This window comes from Stenotrophomonas terrae, from assembly GCF_039674165.1.
Classification (GTDB): Bacteria; Pseudomonadota; Gammaproteobacteria; order Xanthomonadales; family Xanthomonadaceae; genus Stenotrophomonas; species Stenotrophomonas terrae_A.
Genome location: NZ_JBDJMY010000013.1, coordinates 66,536 through 85,256 on the forward strand (window position 1 = coordinate 66,536; position 18,721 = coordinate 85,256).

Annotated in this window: 13 protein-coding genes and 2 pseudogenes; 3 read left to right on the top strand and 12 right to left on the bottom strand. The window is 56.9% G+C overall.

What is annotated here, in order from left to right:
• Window positions 1-337: 337 nt before the first annotated feature.
• The 4 genes from ABE493_RS08255 to ABE493_RS08270 form a co-directional block, all read right to left on the bottom strand.
• A complete protein-coding gene (locus ABE493_RS08255) occupies window positions 338-2,014 on the bottom strand; it encodes an ATP-dependent helicase (RefSeq protein ID WP_346498459.1) in 1,677 nt (558 codons plus the stop codon).
• Window positions 2,011-3,915, bottom strand: a complete 1,905-nt coding sequence (locus ABE493_RS08260) for an ATP-dependent nuclease (RefSeq protein WP_346498460.1) — start codon at window positions 3,913-3,915, stop codon at window positions 2,011-2,013. The genes ABE493_RS08255 and ABE493_RS08260 overlap by 4 nt, the downstream gene beginning before the upstream one ends.
• A 581-nt stretch (window positions 3,916-4,496) precedes the next feature.
• Window positions 4,497-4,814 (bottom strand): hypothetical protein, encoded by a 318-nt coding sequence (locus tag ABE493_RS08265; protein ID WP_346498461.1) that lies wholly within the window; start codon window positions 4,812-4,814, stop codon window positions 4,497-4,499.
• 2 nt (window positions 4,815-4,816) lie between these two features.
• The gene (locus ABE493_RS08270; protein WP_346498462.1) at window positions 4,817-5,098 is read right to left on the bottom strand and encodes a hypothetical protein; all 282 of its coding nucleotides are present in this window, start codon (window positions 5,096-5,098) and stop codon (window positions 4,817-4,819) included.
• A 1,490-nt stretch (window positions 5,099-6,588) separates the two neighbouring features.
• Here ABE493_RS08270 and ABE493_RS08275 point away from each other — a divergent pair.
• Entirely contained in the window at window positions 6,589-7,065 is a 477-nt protein-coding gene (locus ABE493_RS08275; RefSeq protein WP_346498463.1) for a helix-turn-helix domain-containing protein, read from the top strand.
• A 1,126-nt stretch (window positions 7,066-8,191) separates the two neighbouring features.
• Window positions 8,192-8,371, top strand: a pseudogene (locus ABE493_RS08280) (ATP-binding protein); the annotation flags it as partial.
• A gap of 46 nt (window positions 8,372-8,417) precedes the next feature.
• Here ABE493_RS08280 and ABE493_RS08285 read toward each other — a convergent pair.
• The 7 genes and pseudogenes from ABE493_RS08285 to ubiK form a co-directional block, all read right to left on the bottom strand.
• Window positions 8,418-9,104, bottom strand: coding sequence for a YozE family protein (locus ABE493_RS08285; RefSeq protein ID WP_346498464.1), 687 nt, complete (start codon window positions 9,102-9,104; stop codon window positions 8,418-8,420).
• A gap of 482 nt (window positions 9,105-9,586) precedes the next feature.
• On the bottom strand, window positions 9,587-10,990 hold the full coding sequence (locus ABE493_RS08290) for a tyrosine-type recombinase/integrase (protein ID WP_346498465.1): 1,404 nt from the start codon (window positions 10,988-10,990) through the stop codon (window positions 9,587-9,589).
• Window positions 10,983-11,579 carry a hypothetical protein gene (locus tag ABE493_RS08295; protein ID WP_346498466.1) on the bottom strand — a complete coding sequence of 199 codons (597 nt, stop codon included), beginning with the start codon at window positions 11,577-11,579 and terminating at the stop codon, window positions 10,983-10,985. The genes ABE493_RS08290 and ABE493_RS08295 overlap by 8 nt, the downstream gene beginning before the upstream one ends.
• On the bottom strand, window positions 11,576-13,624 hold the full coding sequence (locus tag ABE493_RS08300; protein ID WP_346498467.1) for a hypothetical protein: 2,049 nt from the start codon (window positions 13,622-13,624) through the stop codon (window positions 11,576-11,578). The genes ABE493_RS08295 and ABE493_RS08300 overlap by 4 nt, the downstream gene beginning before the upstream one ends.
• A 37-nt stretch (window positions 13,625-13,661) precedes the next feature.
• On the bottom strand, window positions 13,662-15,941 hold the full coding sequence (locus tag ABE493_RS08305) for a hypothetical protein (protein ID WP_346498468.1): 2,280 nt from the start codon (window positions 15,939-15,941) through the stop codon (window positions 13,662-13,664).
• An 86-nt stretch (window positions 15,942-16,027) separates the two neighbouring features.
• Window positions 16,028-16,936 (bottom strand): annotated as a pseudogene (locus ABE493_RS08310) (YifB family Mg chelatase-like AAA ATPase); the annotation flags it as partial.
• 10 nt (window positions 16,937-16,946) lie between these two features.
• Window positions 16,947-17,204 carry a ubiquinone biosynthesis accessory factor UbiK gene (gene ubiK / locus ABE493_RS08315; protein ID WP_346498469.1) on the bottom strand — a complete coding sequence of 86 codons (258 nt, stop codon included), beginning with the start codon at window positions 17,202-17,204 and terminating at the stop codon, window positions 16,947-16,949.
• Between the two features lie 156 nt (window positions 17,205-17,360).
• Here ubiK and ABE493_RS08320 point away from each other — a divergent pair, with 156 nt between their 5' ends.
• Entirely contained in the window at window positions 17,361-17,699 is a 339-nt protein-coding gene (locus ABE493_RS08320; protein WP_057628415.1) for a P-II family nitrogen regulator, read from the top strand.
• A gap of 155 nt (window positions 17,700-17,854) precedes the next feature.
• Here the strand turns inward: ABE493_RS08320 and ABE493_RS08325 are convergent, their stop codons facing one another.
• On the bottom strand, window positions 17,855-18,511 hold the full coding sequence (locus ABE493_RS08325) for an RIO1 family regulatory kinase/ATPase (protein ID WP_346498470.1): 657 nt from the start codon (window positions 18,509-18,511) through the stop codon (window positions 17,855-17,857).
• Window positions 18,512-18,721: the final 210 nt, after the last annotated feature.

The following is an 18,721-nucleotide window of genomic DNA, read 5'->3' on the forward strand; positions in this document are numbered from 1 at the left end:
TAAGGCGGGCTCGCCCGGATTCTCGCACGGGCGCACGCCATGCGCGCGCAGTCAGATTTGCTTCATGCGTCGCCATAATCGACCAGGTCAACTTTCGGTCAAAAGCTGTCGTCCGGCGCGAGATCGAGTACCGCAGGAACAGGCTGATATTTTTCGTTCACCATCAACACGCCGAACGATCGCCTAAACAGATAGCCGACATTCGTAGCCACCAATTTCTACCGCTTCACATGCCTTCGCCCGACCGAGGAAGGCCAAGGAGAAAAGGATCTTGGGTGCCGGCTGTCGACGAACCAAGTCGCCGAATATCACCCGAATCCAGCGTCGCTCTGATTTCCTATTGCTCCTTTTTTAAGAACGGCGTGGCATAACCAAAGTATTCATTTTGAGCAGTGCGTTGCACATCCCAGCGCTTCGTATGTCCCGCTGGGCGCTCCCGTTGATCGGCGTATGTAAGGACCAAACGCTTCTTAGCACGAGAAACCCCGACGAAATAAGCGCATCGGTTCTCATCCTGATCGCCAAAGAAAATTTCGTTCTCGACGGCCATGATGATGACCGAGTCAAATTCAAGGCCCTTGCTCTTATGGATAGTGAGAATTCGTACGGCCTGGTCGTCTGAGAACCGCTCAAGAGCCTTGGGTAAGTCAGGCTCCAACTTTAGCAATTCCTCGATCTTGGCCTTGGTATCGCGAATCACCTCTTTCAACCGATCGTGCGACTCGTAGTCCGGGGAAATCGACACCAACGTTTCGATACTGATTTGCTTCAGGAATGCCTGAACAAACTTCCACCAGCCGGCGAAGGGATCATCGAGCAGTTTGACGATGGCTGTCTCTCTTCGCTGCCGCTTAACGAGCCGATCAAGGTCCTTGCGCGCGTTCGATTGAATTTCTTCATCAGCAAAAGGGATCAGCTGATTCATGAGCCGAATCCAAGCTTTGGGCTCACGCTGACCATAGAGGCAGGAGAGATAATCCACGATCAAACGTGCCGCAGGCTCAACCGTGATGTCCTGCATCTGCTGCTCGTTGCGGAAGGGGATGCCACGCGCCTCCAATGCCGCCATCAGGTGATCGGCGTACAGGTCGAGCTGATTGCGAATCAGGACCGCAATTTCCGCAGGTGGCAGGTGCTCGTTCTTTATCCAGCCTTCAATCAAGCCTGCGAGGCTGTCAGCCTCCTGACGACCATCTTCAAAACGCCAGGCAAGTACCTCGCCTTCGTCGCCGCCAAGCTCCTCATCAGGCATGACGGAAGATGGGTCAAGCTTGCGGATGATCTCGTTCTGCAAGCGAAGCAGCCGCGGCTTTGAGCGAAAGTTTCGGTACATACTGATCGGAGTAGCAGAAAAATCGGCAACGAAAGCCTGAAAGATACCGTCCATGGCTCCCGCCCAGCCCATGATTTTCTGCTTAGTGTCGCCCACGGCGGTCAAGCGAGTGCTCGTACCTTGAAAGACGACCTTGAGCAACTTGTACTGAAGGCTGGTGCAGTCCTGGAATTCGTCGAGGAACACGTCGCTATAGGCTTGCCGAATGGCGTTTCTCGCGACTGCAGACTGCTGCAAAATTTGGATTGCAAACGGCACAAGATCGGAGAATTCGATCAAGGTTCGTGATGGACCAAGTTTTCGATCTGCAATTTTGTATCCAACATCCAGTGCGTATTCACCCGTCAACACCGGACGGAAACGATCAATGATGCGCTTGGCAAAAGCGTGGAAGGTATAGCTGTCAAACCGCGTGGAAAGCTCGGAACCACAGCGCCGCTTGACCCGCTCTTTCAGGTTGCTACTGGCATCAACCTTGAACGAGATGGCCAGAATCCGCTTTGGATAACGACAGGTCCCCGTGCGCAGCAGGAAGTCTGCCCGCTGCGCAAGCATTTCGGTCTTGCCCGCTCCTGGTCCAGCGGTCAGCGCGAGACTGCGCGTGGGCTCCTTAGCTGCCCGTAATGCATTCGGTTCAAGAGTCAGCCCATCCGCGGGCTTCCAGGCATCGACTGCAATCACTCAGGCAACTCCGCGATTTTGGCGATAACGGCATCAGCCAATCTGCTCAGCGATGCTGGCATGTCAGCCAGCAACTTCTCATCTGTTAGCTGAGCCAATGCGTCTATATGGGCTGCGGGTTTGCTACCAAGCTTGAAGCGCTTATGGTAGGTACTGAACAGCTTCTGTTCGTCTTCGCTGTACTGGCTGGCGTCGTGGTGCTGCTTGCCGAGAACAGCCTTGACCGTAGATTGATCCGGCTCTTCTTGCTCGACGCCGTAGGCTTCTGGGAAGGAGAGCAGCATGGTGAAATCCAGGTCCATGGGGTACGAGAAGTACACATCTCGTTTTTCAAGCTCCGCAAGATAGTGGTCGTAATCTCGAACCTTGTGGGTGGCGTCATTCCACTTAGGAATGACATGGTTGGCGGGGAGGACCTTGCTCGGCGCATAGACAGCCAGTTGGTCATTGACGTATTTTATCCGTCCCCAGCCAGCGGCATATCGAGCCACATCCAGATCAAGGAGTGTCAGATATGGGATCTGCAAAGCCGACAGCAGACGCCAGAAGTGATTGACGTGCCTGCCCCCAAGCGGGGCAATGGTGACAGCGGACTCATCAACCGGCGCTCCTTTGACCTGTAGCAGGCGCGGCAGCACTATTTCTTCGCTATCGCCTTCTCCAAGAATGACAAGCCGCGAGAAATATACTTCTGGAAAGGCTTGCACTGCCTCACGCACAAACTTGTGAGCTTCATCAGCTGCATCTGGCAGCAGGATATGTGTGACGCGCGTTGTTCGCTCCTGGGTCAGCCGCAGATAGCGGATACGTTCCGGAGCGACACGCCGCAGTATTGATGGCGCGTGGGTCGCAATCAATGCTTGCGCGTCGCCATCGCTGGTCATCGCGGTGAGTGCATTGACGATCCGTCCAAGGTAGTGTGGCGAGAGACTGTTTTCTGGCTCTTCGACCGCCACCACCGTAAACACGGGCGGGCGCAGCTTGTCTGCATCGAAAGAATCGTCATCTTCAGCCAGGACCGCGCGACCGATGGCTTGCGAGGACAGCACTATGGACAGATACAGCATCGACTTTTGACCATCGCTGAGTCGTGAGAAGTCGACCAACTGCTCGTCATGGCCCGGCGTGAATGAGACCGACATGTGCCGCAGCAAGGCATCAATCTCAGACGCAACAAATGTGAGCTTGGGGTCGGCAAAGAAGCTACCCCTGTGCAAAACGCTCCATGCCGACTTCAAGCTTATGCTGAACGCATTGATTGATGGATTGGCAGCCAAGCTTTCGCTGATTTGGTCGGTCAGGCCCTTGATGACAGTTCGCTCTGCATCCCAGTTTACCGCGCGTAGCATGCGTCCCAGCAGTGCATTGGTGCTATAGGCAATGTGATCTGCGGGATCACGGCGCGCGGGCAGGTAATGAACGTGGATATGGTTTCGTTCAGATCGGGGGACCTGAGCGGTGGTCAGTGGCGATCCATCTGGATTGATGTCCAGCACATAGACCATGCTTTCTTCAATGTCCCCATCCAAGCCCATGGTGGCGATGAGGCGAAAACGCACGCGGGGTATACCATCAACTTCGTCAAGACGCATGTGGCCGAAATGAGGAGCTACAGTGCTGTTATCGTCATCGTCGCCAAGTTCCGGGAACAGGAAGTCGGCCTCGATCCACAGCTGACGCTCAGCAGGCGATGCTGTCTCGTTGAATGCGACGTGAAAGTCCGAGCGCAAGATTCTGCGCAGTGATGGATCAAAGGCAAACAGACGGCACAGGGCTTGGAGTGCTGCTGTCTTGCCAGAGCCGTTCGGGCCGATGAGGTACGTGATCTCCTCCAGCCGAATTTCGGTGGGCGCCGCTCCGCATGATTGGAAATTTGAGAGCCGGATCGTTTGAAGCTTCATTGAATGTACTCACCTGCGTTTGTTTTTATGGGGCAGTAAGTGGCCAGTCCTCGCCGAAGAGCGGTCGTTTGGCCGACAACAACCGCTGCACAGCTGATATCTGTCCGTTGATAACCTAATGGCTGCAATGGGTCGCATGACGCCCTGCGGCCAGAAGCGGTTGCTATCACACCCTACCCGCGGGCATCCGGCCCGAGTCGAGTTTCAGACCAAATGCCACAGAGCGCGGTCTTGTACGCGAATGAACGCCAAAGTAGCTGACCTGAAAGTAGTGAGTGCTATCAATAGTGCCGGAACCGAAAGGACCCTTGACCGACCAAGAGCGCTCCTCTGTGTCACGCCACCAATCAGCACTTTTATCCAGTCTTTGGATCTCGTCGCTACGTAGCTCCACGACCAGATGAATGACCTGTGCTTGGGGTGACCTCTCCGGATCGCCAGCGACAAACGAGGTCGTTGAGATGGCAGCGAGAAGCAAGAACAACAAGGGCTGTAGTGCTTTCATAACTATCCGATCGCGAAAAGGGGTCTAACTCTGGACTTGAGCCGATCCGCGAAACGGGTTCGGCTTGAATGAATCATTAGGCGCCATCGCCAGGATCAATCGTCTTGGGTTGCCAAGGGTTGATCTGCGCCATTGCTCGGAAGATAAGTGGTGCGGATACGCCGATATTAATTGCCAGCATCGGCTTGAGTTGAACGTCCGACATGACATATGCGTAGGCAAGACCACCTCCGAGAAGAGGCATGATTAGGAACGGAATCCAATAAACGAACTCCGCGTAGTCAGGCCTGCTGGCTTTTGGGACATGGTGAAGTTCGGCGAGCTCAAGAAGCTTGAGGGCAAGCGCCCCGAAGAACGCGAAGAGAACAGCGGGCTGAAAAATTGAGCTGTCCATGCTCAATAGACCCGATTCTTGAAGGCGCCGAGAATTTTTTCCCCAATTGTCGCTTTTTCTAGCAAGTGCTCTCGCGTGGTAAACAGTGGTTCGCCTTTGTTGCTCAATGCGGGAGCTCGAACAACGGAGTCGCTGTTTAGACTAATCACCTTAACAACAACGTCCTGAGGAAGGCCGACCTCCTTGGATATGCCGCCGATGGTGCGCCAACGGTACCGATTATTGTTCATAGCGTTTATTACTTTAATTTTGACTTCGCTGTCGCTTGGCACTGGATTCCCCATGTTGTTGGTTGCGCCTAACTACCTAATCGACGGACCCGTGGGTCCGGTTATACGGCTTATCCACAAAGCGCCGTATGGAGGGATTTTCTCTTGATACAGTGCGATCTTAGGGTGGCTAGGTCCGGCTAACAAGCCGAGGTATGACCGGACCCAGAAATAGCGCTGAATACCTCACGGCGCCTCAGCTCGAAGGCAGATGGATGTCCGCTTTGGGTCGTATGAGGTGCTGCGACCAAGAGCCGATACTTTTTAGCAGCAAACGATGGGTCACAAAAGATCGAGCGATTTAGAGGGATGTCTGCCCCATGTAGGTGTCTATCACGACCTGGACATTTCAATGCGATGTCTAGTTTGTGTGACGATCTATTTCCGATCATTTGGCGGGTCACGCCCCACGATGGGGACATCTGACTACATCGGCTAGTTCTACAGGCCCATACGCCGTCACAGTCGCTTCGGCGGTGTCTGCTCTGACGCGTTCGAGGCAGCGCACCGCCATCGCCCATCAGGTGTCCACTAAAAGCTGGGAACTCCAAAGTCGACATCTAAGCGACCGCTCGCGACCATCCATGCTGCACGAAGAGCTTGTGCATCGACCAGCGCGTGATGGCGACGCAATAGAAGATCCGGATGCCTCAAGAACCACCTCTCTAGGTGAGAAGTGGTAATGGGATCTCTGCTCATCAACGTGCACGGGAAGCTCGGTGGCCCCTCTAATTCGAATGCTGTCCCACCCCAGGATATCGCCTGCCGAAACAACCGAAGGTCGTTTGGATAGTCAGCGATCACATGTGGGCAGTGCTGTCTCCTCAGGAAGGCGATGAGGGCTGCCGCGAGGGCTTGGTCAGGTAGTGCGTGGGGACCGCGCTGCAGCAACGGGTAGACAGTTGTTGCCACAAAGTCCGTTGGAGCTGGGGGCAGCGGATCGCGCTCGACGTAGAAGGTGCTAACTCCATCTTCGCCAACTAGTGCCATGCTTACCAACTCGACTCCTTCCGAATCCGCCCATTCAGTGTCTAAGAAGAAGTATGTGACGATAGGAGCCTGATCCGACATGCGTACTGCCTCATGATTGGCCGCGTTGGATATGCGCTAACGATTAACATCTACACAACGGATACCCAGCAGCGCAACCCAGCACTGCCCCTCTTCTTGCAAATTTAGTATCTATATTCTATGCCGCAACAAGCTTGGGTGATATTTCCTCTTTTGAGATGAAGTGCGCAGAGAGGCAGGTTCTCGGTCGTGATCCTTCGCGATAGTCGGTAACAATAATTTTATCGATTTCGCGTCGAAGGCCTCACTCGGCCCCTTGGCTCTATGCAGCTTGCGCTGTTGGCCCCGTTTGCGCTGGAACCATTAGGCCGGCTCCCTGAGCGAACAGAAGCAGTCGTCCGTAGAAGCAAAATTCACCGTGATGACGGATGATCACGAGCTCTAGCCCGATGATATCCATCTACGAGCTACTAATCTAAACTGGAGCACGTCTAATGATCATGACGCCTGAAATGCGGCAGTTGGCTCGCAAGCGGCTAGACGCTCGGCTCGCTGCTGTGATGTCTATACCCCTGACCACGCATCTGATGCCACGCCACGGATGGATCCATACAATCAGAGAGGCGCTCGGTATGCCGAGCCATGAGCTCGCACGTCGAATGTGTGTGAACGAACAGACGGTTCGGCAGATGGAGCTCAACGAAGCGAAGGGGAAGCTCGCAATGGATTCGCTTGCTCAAGCTGCCGAGGCCCTTGAGTGTGATCTTGTAGTTGTCCTTGTGCCGCGGCGCCCATTGGAGCAGGTTGTAAACGATCGTCGGGCGCAACTGGTCTCCAGTTGGCTGCAAACCCGAGTGCTACAAACGATGGCACTGTCTGGCCAGGCTGTTTCCCAAGGGGATCTTCCGAGCATGATAGTTAAGCAGGTCGAACAGCTCTTCCCAGACGAGCAGCTATGGAGCACAGGCTGATACCAGGAGTCCGAGCACCCCGGAGCCTTTGGTTATTCCATCACCCACACATCTAGGGGCGCAATATCCACGTCAGTCCGATGGGATGGACTGGATTCAAAGCAACACACTGCTTGACCACTCGCCCGTCGTCTAGTCAGGAGGAATTATGGAGAATTATGAGGAGAATCATAATTCCGAATTCTGCGTGTGATTCTATTGCGTTTCATTGAACGGCGACACTTCTATAGGATTGAGAATTACTGGGTAACCGACGTCCCCCCAAGATTGAGTTGCCGTACTCTGGTGTATGCGGGCTTGCCCTGGCTGGTGCCACGTGGCACCAGCTCCGCAAGACCTTGGGGGTCATGTTCGTCCTTTTGCCAGTCGCGCGGATGAAGTGCGTTCACTGCTCGCTACGCCCCGAAGCCCGACCCCCTTCGACTCAGGGCAGTCGGTGCCCGCCCGCCGCAGGGCATTGGCAACCAGGCTCATGCACACGTGCCATCGTCAGTGCCACGTGGCACTGACCTCTGCGAGGTCCGAGCCCGGAGCTCGTTCCACGTAGAGGCGAAAGAGCTGGTGCCACATAGCGCCGGTAACAGTGCCACGTGGCACTGACCTCTGCGAGGTCCGAGCTCGGAGCTCGTTCCACGTAGAGGCGGAAGAGCTGGTGCCACATAGCGCTGGTAGCAGTGCCACGTGGCACTGACCTCTGCGAGGTCCGAGCTCGGAGCTCGTTCCACGTAGAGGCGGAAGAGCTGGTGCCACATAGCGCTGGTAGCAGTGCCACGTGGCACGCATCTGTTGCAACGCGCCATTGTTGGGTTGCGCGCGCTCAGCCTTCTATCTTGGCCGGCAGCGAATGTGCCGCTAGCACCGGTCTTTGGCGCAATAGACTAGTGCCTGTTCGGCTCTACAGCCTGGGACAACGGCGCCCTACTTCTACGCAGCAAGGCGACGAGAGCACGGGGACGAGCCAGGTACCTTGAGCATCTGACCCCGAGTTGGTGATGCGGGTCGGCTTGGCGCTGATCACAAACATTGGCTATGGACATAGAAAGGGTTCTACCTACATACCGCCAGACTTCTGGACAGCAACACCAAATGAACTGGAAGGCGTAACCAAATCATCTGGACAGCCGGCGCCACTCCCGTCGCATGCCAACTACCGATCAAGGACTGGCATGGATTCATCAATGACCCGGCGTTGGCTGATGCGATCCTGGATCGGCTCATCCACACCAGCTACAAGCTCACACTCAAGGGCGAGTCGATGCGCAAGCGAAAAGTCGGCGCGAACGACGACCTGGTTCCAATCCTCTAATCAATGGGGAGCAGAGGGGCCGGCCGTAGCCCGCCCCTCTGCTATTTCACCGTTCGCGGTGCCTAGCTGAGAACTCGTCCCATGCTTGCTCCAATGCCTCCAATACATGGTCTCCGTGCATTGAAAGGTAGGACCGTATCTCTTGCAGGCTACTTGCGGTTACAGGAAAAGCCTTGTCAGCACGGACGTCCACCGCCAAGTCGGCTACGTTGTCATCGCGGTCAAGCTGAGTTAGAAGCCAACGGTGGAAAGGAGAACGGGATTTCTGATAGGCGGCATTAATGGACACAGCCTTTGCCGCCAGTAGGTTTATGGCGTCCTCCGGCCGACGCCACTTCGCCCGCCACACTGTGCCTCGTTCGTTCCAGCGTTCAATTGAGTCCAAGTACCGCATTTCATGGGACTGCCCCCGATGCAGGCCCATATCACTGAAATGATCGGGCGTGCAAAACAGGTCACAACGTGCGCAGTAGTAGACGGAAGAATCCTGCTCGTCTATGTCTCCATGTAGGTAGTACCTGGTGAGCGCCGAAGCTTTGGTTGCTTCCGAGATCGTCTTTCGGTGCGCGACGGATGGATCACGCGCCTTTGAAAGCAGCGACCAGTTGGCGAATCCTTGCTCTGTTGCAACCCGGTCGAGGGCTTCGGCATGAATCAAGGAACTCTCGCGCGCTATTTTTTTAGCCTGGCGCTTGAAGCGGCTGATCTGTGCAGACGAAAAACCATTTGCCATGACGCTATCTCCGCGGTCGCTGCAAGATCGATGCGTCCACACACCAAGCCAGCGGCGACCATTGAAGGTCAAGGCAGGTCTAGTCGAAACTCCCGCGCTGTCAGTTCGACTTCGCCTTGTGGACGGGCGGGCCCGCGCATGGGCCTAGTTGTCAGCTTACAACGGGCGATCACCTCATGCCAAGACAGCGCCGGAGGCGGAGTCGAATCGCCCCAAGGGGAACACATAGCTTGTCCAACCTGACCAATCTATGATGTTAGGTCCAAAAAACTCACTGCGGCTGACTGTCCAGTTGCTTGGTGATGCTGACCAGATCATTTGGCTTGGCGCTGGGTGATCAGGTGGTCGCCGTTTGGCAGTTCTACCCCGAAATCAGGGACGGTTGTGAAAGGGTTAAAAACTTCAAATCACGCCTGGCGATCTTACACATTGGCCTTCGCCGCATCGAGTGTTGGATAGCTCGTCCGATATAGCCGTATGCACTACGCTCGAGCTACACTGGCTAGATCATTACGCAGGGCTTGCAAAGACTCAGATAGTCGACCGAGGATTAAGGCTGGCTGCTCGCTGCGTCGTACAGCTTCTAATTCCGCGTCGATTGTGCCGAGGAAAGAATCGAGCGTCACGCCCATAAATGCCAAATCGTGAACGCGTTGAAAATTCCCTACCTCTTCGAATGCAAGATCAATGTAGCGGTCTAAAGACGCCATGTCGGTGTGGTCCGTCCACTCCGAAACTTTGCGTTTAAGCGTCTCTCCATCTAACAAAAGTCTACGAAAAACATCTGCGTTCTCAAGCTTGTGCTGCTCGATCAAGGCGACAAACAATTTCGTTAGGAAACGGTGCCGAAACATGTGCGGGCATGCCTTTTCCTCAATGCGTGCCTTTCTAGCAAGGAGGTGGACCTCTTGCGTGATGGTATTCGCGACCAGCGGCTCGCCGGTGTTCTCATTGATCAAGAGAATTCCGTGATCGACGCATTTATGCCGCTTACGGGTAAGCACGGACCGGCGGTGAACCTCAATGTATTGCTTGAGAAAAGCAATGTCGGAGCGACTGATTGGCAGCATGCGATAACGTAGGCGGCCACCGCGCTTTTTTAATGTCGGCATTCTCAACATTGGATGCTGCATCGCCGCCGCCTCCATGATGTCGGCGACCTTGACTAAGGCGATTTCACCGCGTCGTGCTCCCGTGACCTCAAAAAGTTTCAGCATGACGTGGCGCCGTGTGCGTTGATGACTCGTCTTGCTGGCTACGCCGACCGCCGCACGTAACTGCTCGATGCTCGCTGTGCTGATCGGCATCCGCTTGCGTTGGGGCTCCGGGTTTGGAAACGCAGGGTGGTGCCAGTATCGTCGAACGCCGGCGGATTTATTGCGGTCGCTATCTGTCGTCGGGCGATGCTCATGCACTTCCGCGCGTATCCGACCGCTGGGATGGATGAAGTCGTCGTCGCCATAGTGGCGAGCGACGGATAGCAAGAAGCTGAGGCAAGTGCGCCCGATGGCAATGACCGTCGTATCATCACGCTGTCGACGACTTGGATCACGGGGGCAGCGTTCATTCCGAAGCTCGGCAATGAATTCACGAAATTGATTGTCGGAAAGGTCAATCGGATCCACCTGGCGAGCCCAGAGGAAGCGCAGAAAGTGTCCGAGGTGTGCAGCAGCAACCGCCAATGAACCGCCTCGATTCCTTCGTGAAAGGCCTTTCTCAAAGGCCTCGCGCATGTACCGGTTGGCTGGCGCGCACCACCGACCGTCCGGCCAGAACATTATAGGGATGCTATCCGCCGCTTGGGTCTTGAGCTCCCCGTTATGACCGACATACAGCGGCATCTCGAAGCACGGGCCGGTGAGCACGTGAAGTTGGCTATTAGCCATGCTGCGGAGCTCGCGGCCGAGCGGTCTTTATAGAAACTACTTTTTCATTCTGCGTCGAATGCACGCTGCGCAACGAAAACGTTGCCTCGATTTCTCTCTGCTCCTTCTCGCACAGGGCACGAATTGCGGCGCTAGCGCCCTTGGCATAAGAGCGCGCTTGCGCGCACCGGTGATCGTAGGCGCGCTGGACGATGATCAAATCCTGGCGCAGGGAGAGAATCAACGCTTCGAGCTCGACGATGCGTGCCCTCAAAGCCGCCTTGTTGGTGCGGCCTGCCTCATGCTCGCGTGTGCTCTGCTGTTCGAGGGCACTTTTAACGGCGCGCCTCAGTCGGTCCAGTGCTAGAAAACCGCCTGGCAGTTCCTCCGCAACCTTGCGCTGGTGGTTCAAGCTCATCGCAATGATGCTTCGTCGATCATCAGCTAGCTTTGCTAGCGCACCTTGCGACGAAACGGCACTATGCAGTCGACGATCACTGATGAAGTTAGCGGGATCGGTAACTGCTTCCGACAGGAGGGCAAGCGTACACTTTATGCTTGAGATATCACGTTGGCGTCGCTCTATGCCTTTTGAAGTTGGCCCTTTCAATGTGTATCTCCAGCGGGAATGATAAGTACGGCGATTCGATAGTGGCTGCCACCATCAAGAAACTGAGGTTCGATTCGGACCACCCCGTCTTCCAAAAGGTCTTCCAAGTGTGCGGTCAAGGCCTCATTGTCGATCACCGAAATGTCGCTGGTTCCGAAATGTTCTTCGACTAGGGCCGCAAGTGCAGCGAACTCAGGCGCGCCGGATGAGATAGAGCTGGCCGCCCATTCTGCTGCGACTGATCGTAGAGCTGCGCCCGGTGTGCTTTCAGTGATGTAGTGCCAGAGGTGGGCGGGATCTGTGTGGCCAAGAAACCAGCGCAGCGCATCGAGTCCGCCGAATCCACCGCCCCAAAAAAAAAGCATCGCGAAAAAACGGCGTAGTTGATGCTGGCGCACGTAGTATCGCCGTCCCTTACTATCGACCGGTAGCTGCGCCCAATCACAGAAAAGGTTGAGCTGGCGAGAGTAAGAGGTGCAGCACGTGGTACGAAGCCCGATACGGCCTTTCAATACAGGTGTCGCAAAGAGAAGTCCATGAGACTCCATTGCCCCCATCTCTATCAGTGCGCTCTGAAGCCGTTCGAACATTCGAAGAAGGCGTACGCCAATTTGAGGTATAGGTCGCGCTTCAGTTTCGCGAAGGTCATCGAAGCCTGACTTGCGGTTTTCGAAGACTAGGCGAGTCTTCGACGTGTCGAGATAGCTATCGGCGCGGAGTTCGGTGAGTTCACCGGCCCGACGAGCCATTAACGTGCCGACGACAAGATAGACGGCGCCATACAGTACCTGCAGGACCTCGTAGAGACCTTCGTTATTTCGCAGTGATATATACCAGTCCGATTTGGTAACAGGGCCCGCACGCCCGTTTAAGCTGGCGTTGGTGGGGCTGATACACCAACGAGTGATCCCTAGATGTTTGCATTCGTCTGTAAGGAATTGCTTGATGTCGAGTCGATCTAGTAGCGTTTCAGCGCTTTCGCGATGCGCATGTGCGGCACGTGCTACGTTTATGTAACTATCAATAATCGCGTCGCCGAACGACACGCTGAACTCGAGCGCACGACGCAGACCTGAGAATACAACCGACTGCGGTAGCGTCGCATATCTACCGTTGTCTTTGACGTCCAGCGAAGCCGCAAATGCATGAAGTTCGTCGGTAGGGAATGTGGGAGATTCGAAGCCTTCGCTTTTCAGTAGCGCTAGCACGCAGATGCAACGAACTTGTCTCGACAGGACGCCGCGATGTGGGCCTGAGCGGTCTTGATTTGTCACCGGGACGCGCGATAGCTCGACATCCTGAAGTGCATGTGAGCCCACGTACAGTTCGGGAGGGGCTTGAAAAATTGTCCTGCATCCTAGCAAGGTCCCTCGATAAATTTCTCGCCCTAGCTTGGGAAGATGAAGGGAGTAGCGTGCGCCCTTACTCCGCTCATCGTAGGTACCATTGGCGAGCATCCATGCCCTGGCTCTAACGATCTCATTATCGTTCAGACTGGTCAGGCGCGCTGCGATCGCCGGCAATGCAGTATCGAAGCACGGCGCGATCGATCTTGCTTTCGCTAGGTCAGATTCGGAGACTGCATGTGCTACAGATCGGAGATAGTTAGTGAGGCGGGCAGGCCATTCATAGACGCTCTCGCTGACGTGGGAGGATGAGCAGAGTCCGCTGATCATCGCCTTCAAATCGTTGATTGAAAGTGCGCTCAACCCATGACTGAGAATGCCAAGTTTGTCTGCTCGGAGCAGGAGATAGTCGATGCAATGCAGGTTGCTGGCGACGATGTTTCTGGCTGATTGCTTTGCGTATCGGCGACCGCCGGTGAAGTCAACATGGAAGCGCGCTAGTAACCATGCTCGCAAGGTCGACAGAAGGCGCGCATGAACCCTGTCTGTAAGCATTGTTCCGTCGGGAAGTGGAATTCGCCAATTTACTGAGCTCATCGAGCGGAAACGTACCAGCCATAGCTCTGAATCCAATGGACTCAATAGCCAATCTGCAGTGGAATAGCGAGGCCCGGAAGTGCGCGCGAATGGTGCGAGCATACCCTCAAGATCCTCGAGCTCTAAGTTGGCCTGCGACCTAGCCATAGATGAGGTCCTGCACTAGGCGCGGATCAGCGCGCCTTTGAGCATCTTTAACCATCTCAGTAAACAGCGGTTCGTCGGTCTGTGACTCTAAGAAAGAAACAAGCCGCTCAGAAATTCTTGCCCAGCGTACTGCGCGGCCCGCGGGTACGGACGTCGCGTCCCGGACGGCAGCTTCGGTACTAATGAGTAGAGTTAGGATGTCGACATCGAGGCCAAATACCAGTCGCGTGTTCTCCTGCGGCGGGGTGTCGTTCGCGACATCGGCGTCCTCTAGATGGGTAGGTACGCATTTGAGTGCGTGGTTCTCGAGAAACTGGTCGAGGTCCGCGAGGGACTCGAATCCAGATACGTCTAGCACTAACGGAGAGTTTTCAAGCGCTTTACAGATTATTCCTGTCTGAAATAGACGAATCCACCGCTCGGTAAAAAATTCTTGGATAGGCTTCGGGAGGTAGCGGTCTAAGAGTTTTGGCCTCCACGTCGTGTGGCCCAGTGCCTTTGCCATTGCGTCCACGCTGCCCGTGCCGATGTAGACAAGGACCGCGGCTGAGGAACGAAGTCGTTTGAGCGAAAAAGATGATGCAATCCGTTGCGCTTGCCCCTCACCTTGCAAGCGCCCTTGGCAATTCAAATCCGTATCGGAGGGCTTCGTGGCGCTTTGCATGCGATGCACCAGCCACGCTTTCTGACGGAAGGCTTCTGCGCTGGGTCGCCATTGACTCGGTCGACATCCCATCGAGGCGAGAGCGAGGAACAGCCTTCGCCACAGGGGATCACCTTGATCCTTCAGCCAGCGGCGCATAGGTGCGGTCATCTCAATGACGTCAAGAACAACTTGATGCGTTTCGGTCGTAAGGAGGATGTCTTGCTGGGCGAGCTTTGCGCCCTTTCGTCGCTTGACGCCACGTAAGTACCAGCCGGCGTCTGTGGGTACCAAGCCGACTTGTGTGCCCTCCGCGTCGTACATCTGCAGCTCCTCCAGGAATGCAGTGGTAATCACGGGATGATTGGCCACGAGTACGGCCGCATGTGCGAGAAGCAACGCGGGAGTGGCTAGGCCGAGATCCAAAGGGCAGTAGCTCTGCAGAAGGGTTTCCACTTCGACCTGCTGCGGTTCGTCGCTGAGATACGAGAAGCCGAATTGCTCGAGAGCGTAGGAGCTACGGGCAAAGTGGGCTTCACGTTCTGCCGCTGTATCGGTTTCATGCAGGCGTCGCTTGCGAGAGGGCGTCAGCGATTCAACTTCGCCGGCGGCAGCGACTCGTAGAAGCCTGCGGGACCGAGCTTCGGATACCTCACGTTGTGCCCAAGCCAAGACGTAGTCGAAATCCTGCTGGATGTCTCGGAACAAAAGTTCCTTGGCCTGGGTATCGGAAAGCTGGAGAGGGATTGTCGTTAGAAGAGAGGTCTTGACGACATGTCCTTCGGACGTTTTTCGCACGTGTGCCTGCGAGTTCAAGACGCGACGCCGTCGCGGCAGTGGAATCGTGGGAATAGGGGCCGCCCACACATGCCCGACGAGGTGTTTACTCAGTAGGTCAGCAAAGCGAGACCACTCCGACGTCAAGGTTGCGAGGTGAACCCCGCTGGCGTGTCGCTGCCGAAAGTAGACCGGCATGAAGTCCGCGATAGCGCGGCCGACCGCAATGGAGTCGTCGAAATCAAACGACGGTATGCGGGCCAAGTACTGGGAAAACGGTTCGACGGCACCGATCCTGCTTTGCCGCGATGACGCATACCAGTTTCGTGTGGCTGAATGCAGTTGTCTCGCGCGTTCCGGACCGTGCTGCTGCCAAAACTGCCAGAGCGTCATAGTCGCCAAGCGTCCGCTTGCTCCCACGGCGGTCCAGCCCGTCCAGAATTCCGCAAGTTCCGTTGTTAAGCACGTCCGGTCGTATCGTTCAACCTCTGCGCGAAAACTCGTGGGCCACTTTGACTTGTCCCTTGTGCAAGGGAAATAGGGCTGCAGCGGAATGGGCAGGGCGGTGCGGAACTGGTGAAGACTGTGCCATACCAGCGTCTTCGTGTTGTCCAATTGGAACCATGAACTGTGGAGTGAAGCTACAAACGCTTGAATGAGCGTCGATGCCTGCGAATCAGGCAATCCGATGAGTGACTGCTCGGTCAGTTCACAGAATGCTTGTAGCCGTATCGAGATGCACCTAACTTTGTTCTGCCAATCACGGCTCGCTTGAAGCGCCTCTATCAGCGCATCAGGGATCGCCGACAGGGGGTACCCGGCAAAGCACCGTGGAGCGGTGACATATGGCATGGCATTCTCCCAAGCGTGATGGACTCAAGACGTAAGCTGTAGAAGGCTCTGCGGATTTGTGATAACTATCATACAGAAGACTAAATCGGGCGTTCATCCAGGAACAGCACGCCGTTGTGCGCCAGGGAGATTTCACCGGGCCGTGGATGTGAGCCACCGCCCACCAGGGCAACCGCGCTGGCGGTGTGGTGCGGCGCGCGATAGGGGCGTTGCCGCCAGCGGCTGGGGTCGACGCCACGGCCACTGGCCGAGGCGATGGCGGCGGTTTCCAATGCTTCTGCTTCGCTGGCCTCGGGCAGGATGCCGGGCAGGCGTGAGGCCAGCAGGGTTTTCCCGCAACCGGGCGAACCCAGCAGCAGTAGATGGTGGCCCCCTGCGGCGGCGATCTCCAAGGCACGCCGCGCATGTTGCTGACCGCGCACGTCACTGAGGTCGGCCAGCATCGCCGGTGTGGTTGCTGGCACCTGCGCGTCCGGCAGCTGCTTGTTGCCGCTGAGTGCGGCGCAGACTTCCAGCAGCGTGCGCGCGACTTTGACCTCGGCGCGCTGGGCCAGCGCCGCTTCACCTGCGTTGCCCGGTGGCACGATCAGGCAGCGCCGCGCGTTGGCGGCCGAGATGGCGGCAGGCAAGGCGCCATCCACCGCGCGCAGTTCACCGGTCAGTGCCAGTTCGCCGATGAACTCGTAGTTGGCCAAGGCGTTGCGATCAATCTGCCCGCTGGCGGCGAGGATGCCGAGTGCGATCGGTAGATCGAACCTGCCGCCTTCCTTGGGCAGATCAGCCGGTGCCAGATTGATGGTGATGCGCCGCGCGGGATAGTCGAACTGTGCGCAGAGAATGGCTGCGCGCACCCGGTCGCGCGATTCGCGCACGGCCGCTTCGGGCAGGCCAACGATCTGGGTGAAGGGCAGGCCGCCGGACAGGTGCACTTCCACCTGCACCAGCGGTGCATGCACGCCGGCACGGGCGCGGCTGTGCACCAGCGCCAGGCTCATGGCCGCGCGCTCAGGCGTTCTTGTCGGAGACGCGGTTTTCCAGGGCGACGAGGGCTTGTTCCAGCGCGTCGAGCTTTTCACGGGTGCGCAGCAGGACGGCACGCTGCACTTCGAATTCTTCGCGGGTCACCAGGTCCAGCTTGCTCAGCCCGGCCTGCAGCGCGGTCTTGAAAGTGGCCTGCAGTTCTTCGCGTGATTCACGCAGGCCCGGCGGCACCAGGCTGCTGAGGCGGCGGGCCAGCTCATCGATGTGGTTGAGGTCGATCATGGGGTTTCTCCGCAGGGTTGGGCCTAGCGTGGGAGCTGGCCACCGTTGGCGGGCATCGGTATCCGTTTTGACTTGCGGTAAGGATAGTCCGGAAGCTGGCGGGTGGCACCCTGTCGTCTCGGGGTATGCTTCAGCCACCACTCAAGGAGCCGACCAATGAAGATGATCATGGCCATCGTCAAGCCGTTCAAACTGGACGACGTGCGCGAGGCGCTGGCAGAACGCGGCGTGGCCGGTATCACCGTCACCGAGGTCAAGGGCTTTGGCCGCCAGAAGGGCCACACCGAGCTGTACCGCGGTGCCGAATACGTGGTCGATTTCCTGCCCAAGGTGAAGATCGAAGTGGCAGTCACCGATGCGCAGGCCGACGAAGTGGTGGAAGCCATCGTCAAGGCCGCCGGCACCGGCAAGATCGGCGACGGCAAGGTCTTCGTCTACGACCTGGGCAGCGTGGTGCGGATCCGCACCGGCGAACTGGATGGCGATGCGCTTTGAGGTTTTGCGGGTTTGGGGTTTTAGAGCTTTAGAGCTTTAAAGCTTTAAAGCACCCCTCCCCAGCCCTCCCCTTGGCTGCGCCAAAGGGAGGGAGCAGAGCTTGGCCCTCCCTTGCGCCGCAGGCGGAGGGGAGGGTTGGGAGGGGTCGGCTCAGCTCAGCCCTTGATCCACCGATACAGCCGCTTCCACGTATTCCGCACGGCCTGCACCCAGCCTGGCTCGGCGAGCGCTGCGGCCTGTTCGGCGGAAGGCTTCAGTCCGGTCACACGCTGGCGCATCTTGACCAGGTTCTTCATGTCGCTGCGGCGGAGCTGGCGAAAGATCGGCCAGTTGCGCAGCCAGCGCGGTGCGCGTAGCGCCGAGGTGAAGTCCAGCAGCACCGGCACGCCGGCACTGACCACCACATTGGTGCCGTGCAGATCGTTATGGGTGATGCCGGCGGCATGCAGGCGGGCCAGGGCGTTCTGCAGCTGGTCGAAGACTTCCTGGCTGACACCCTGCACGCCTGCGCTCAAGGTGTCGCCGGGAATGAACTCCATGCCCAGCGCCAGGCCGCCCAAGGTGCCCAGCAGGGCCGGCGCGTGCTTCCAGCCCTGCAGGCGCTTGAGCACCCGGGCCTCGCGGCGGACCAGCAGGCGCGCTACTGGCGACAACGGCGTACCACGGTAGCGACGGTAGTCCTTGACCACAGCCGCACGCCCGTCCAGTTCGGTGCGGTAGACATCGGGCTCGAGCAGGCGTTCGCCGCGCTTGAGCAACTGGTTGTCGGGAACAACAGCGTGTTCGCCGTCGAAGCTGGGCAATGTGTTCATGAAAACCTTCCTGACGCGGGCAACGGCGCGGAAAGCGTCTTGCAAAGCCGGTCTAACGTGCCCGTACGGGCGGGATGTGGCGCAATTATAAAACTGCACAGTCCATGAATTGCTGAATGTAAAAAAAATGTAGGAACTTTGTGACGGAAAGGATTGTTGCGGGGGCGAACCTGTTGCGCTCAGGTGTCTTGTGCGCCGTTGTGTCCTGAA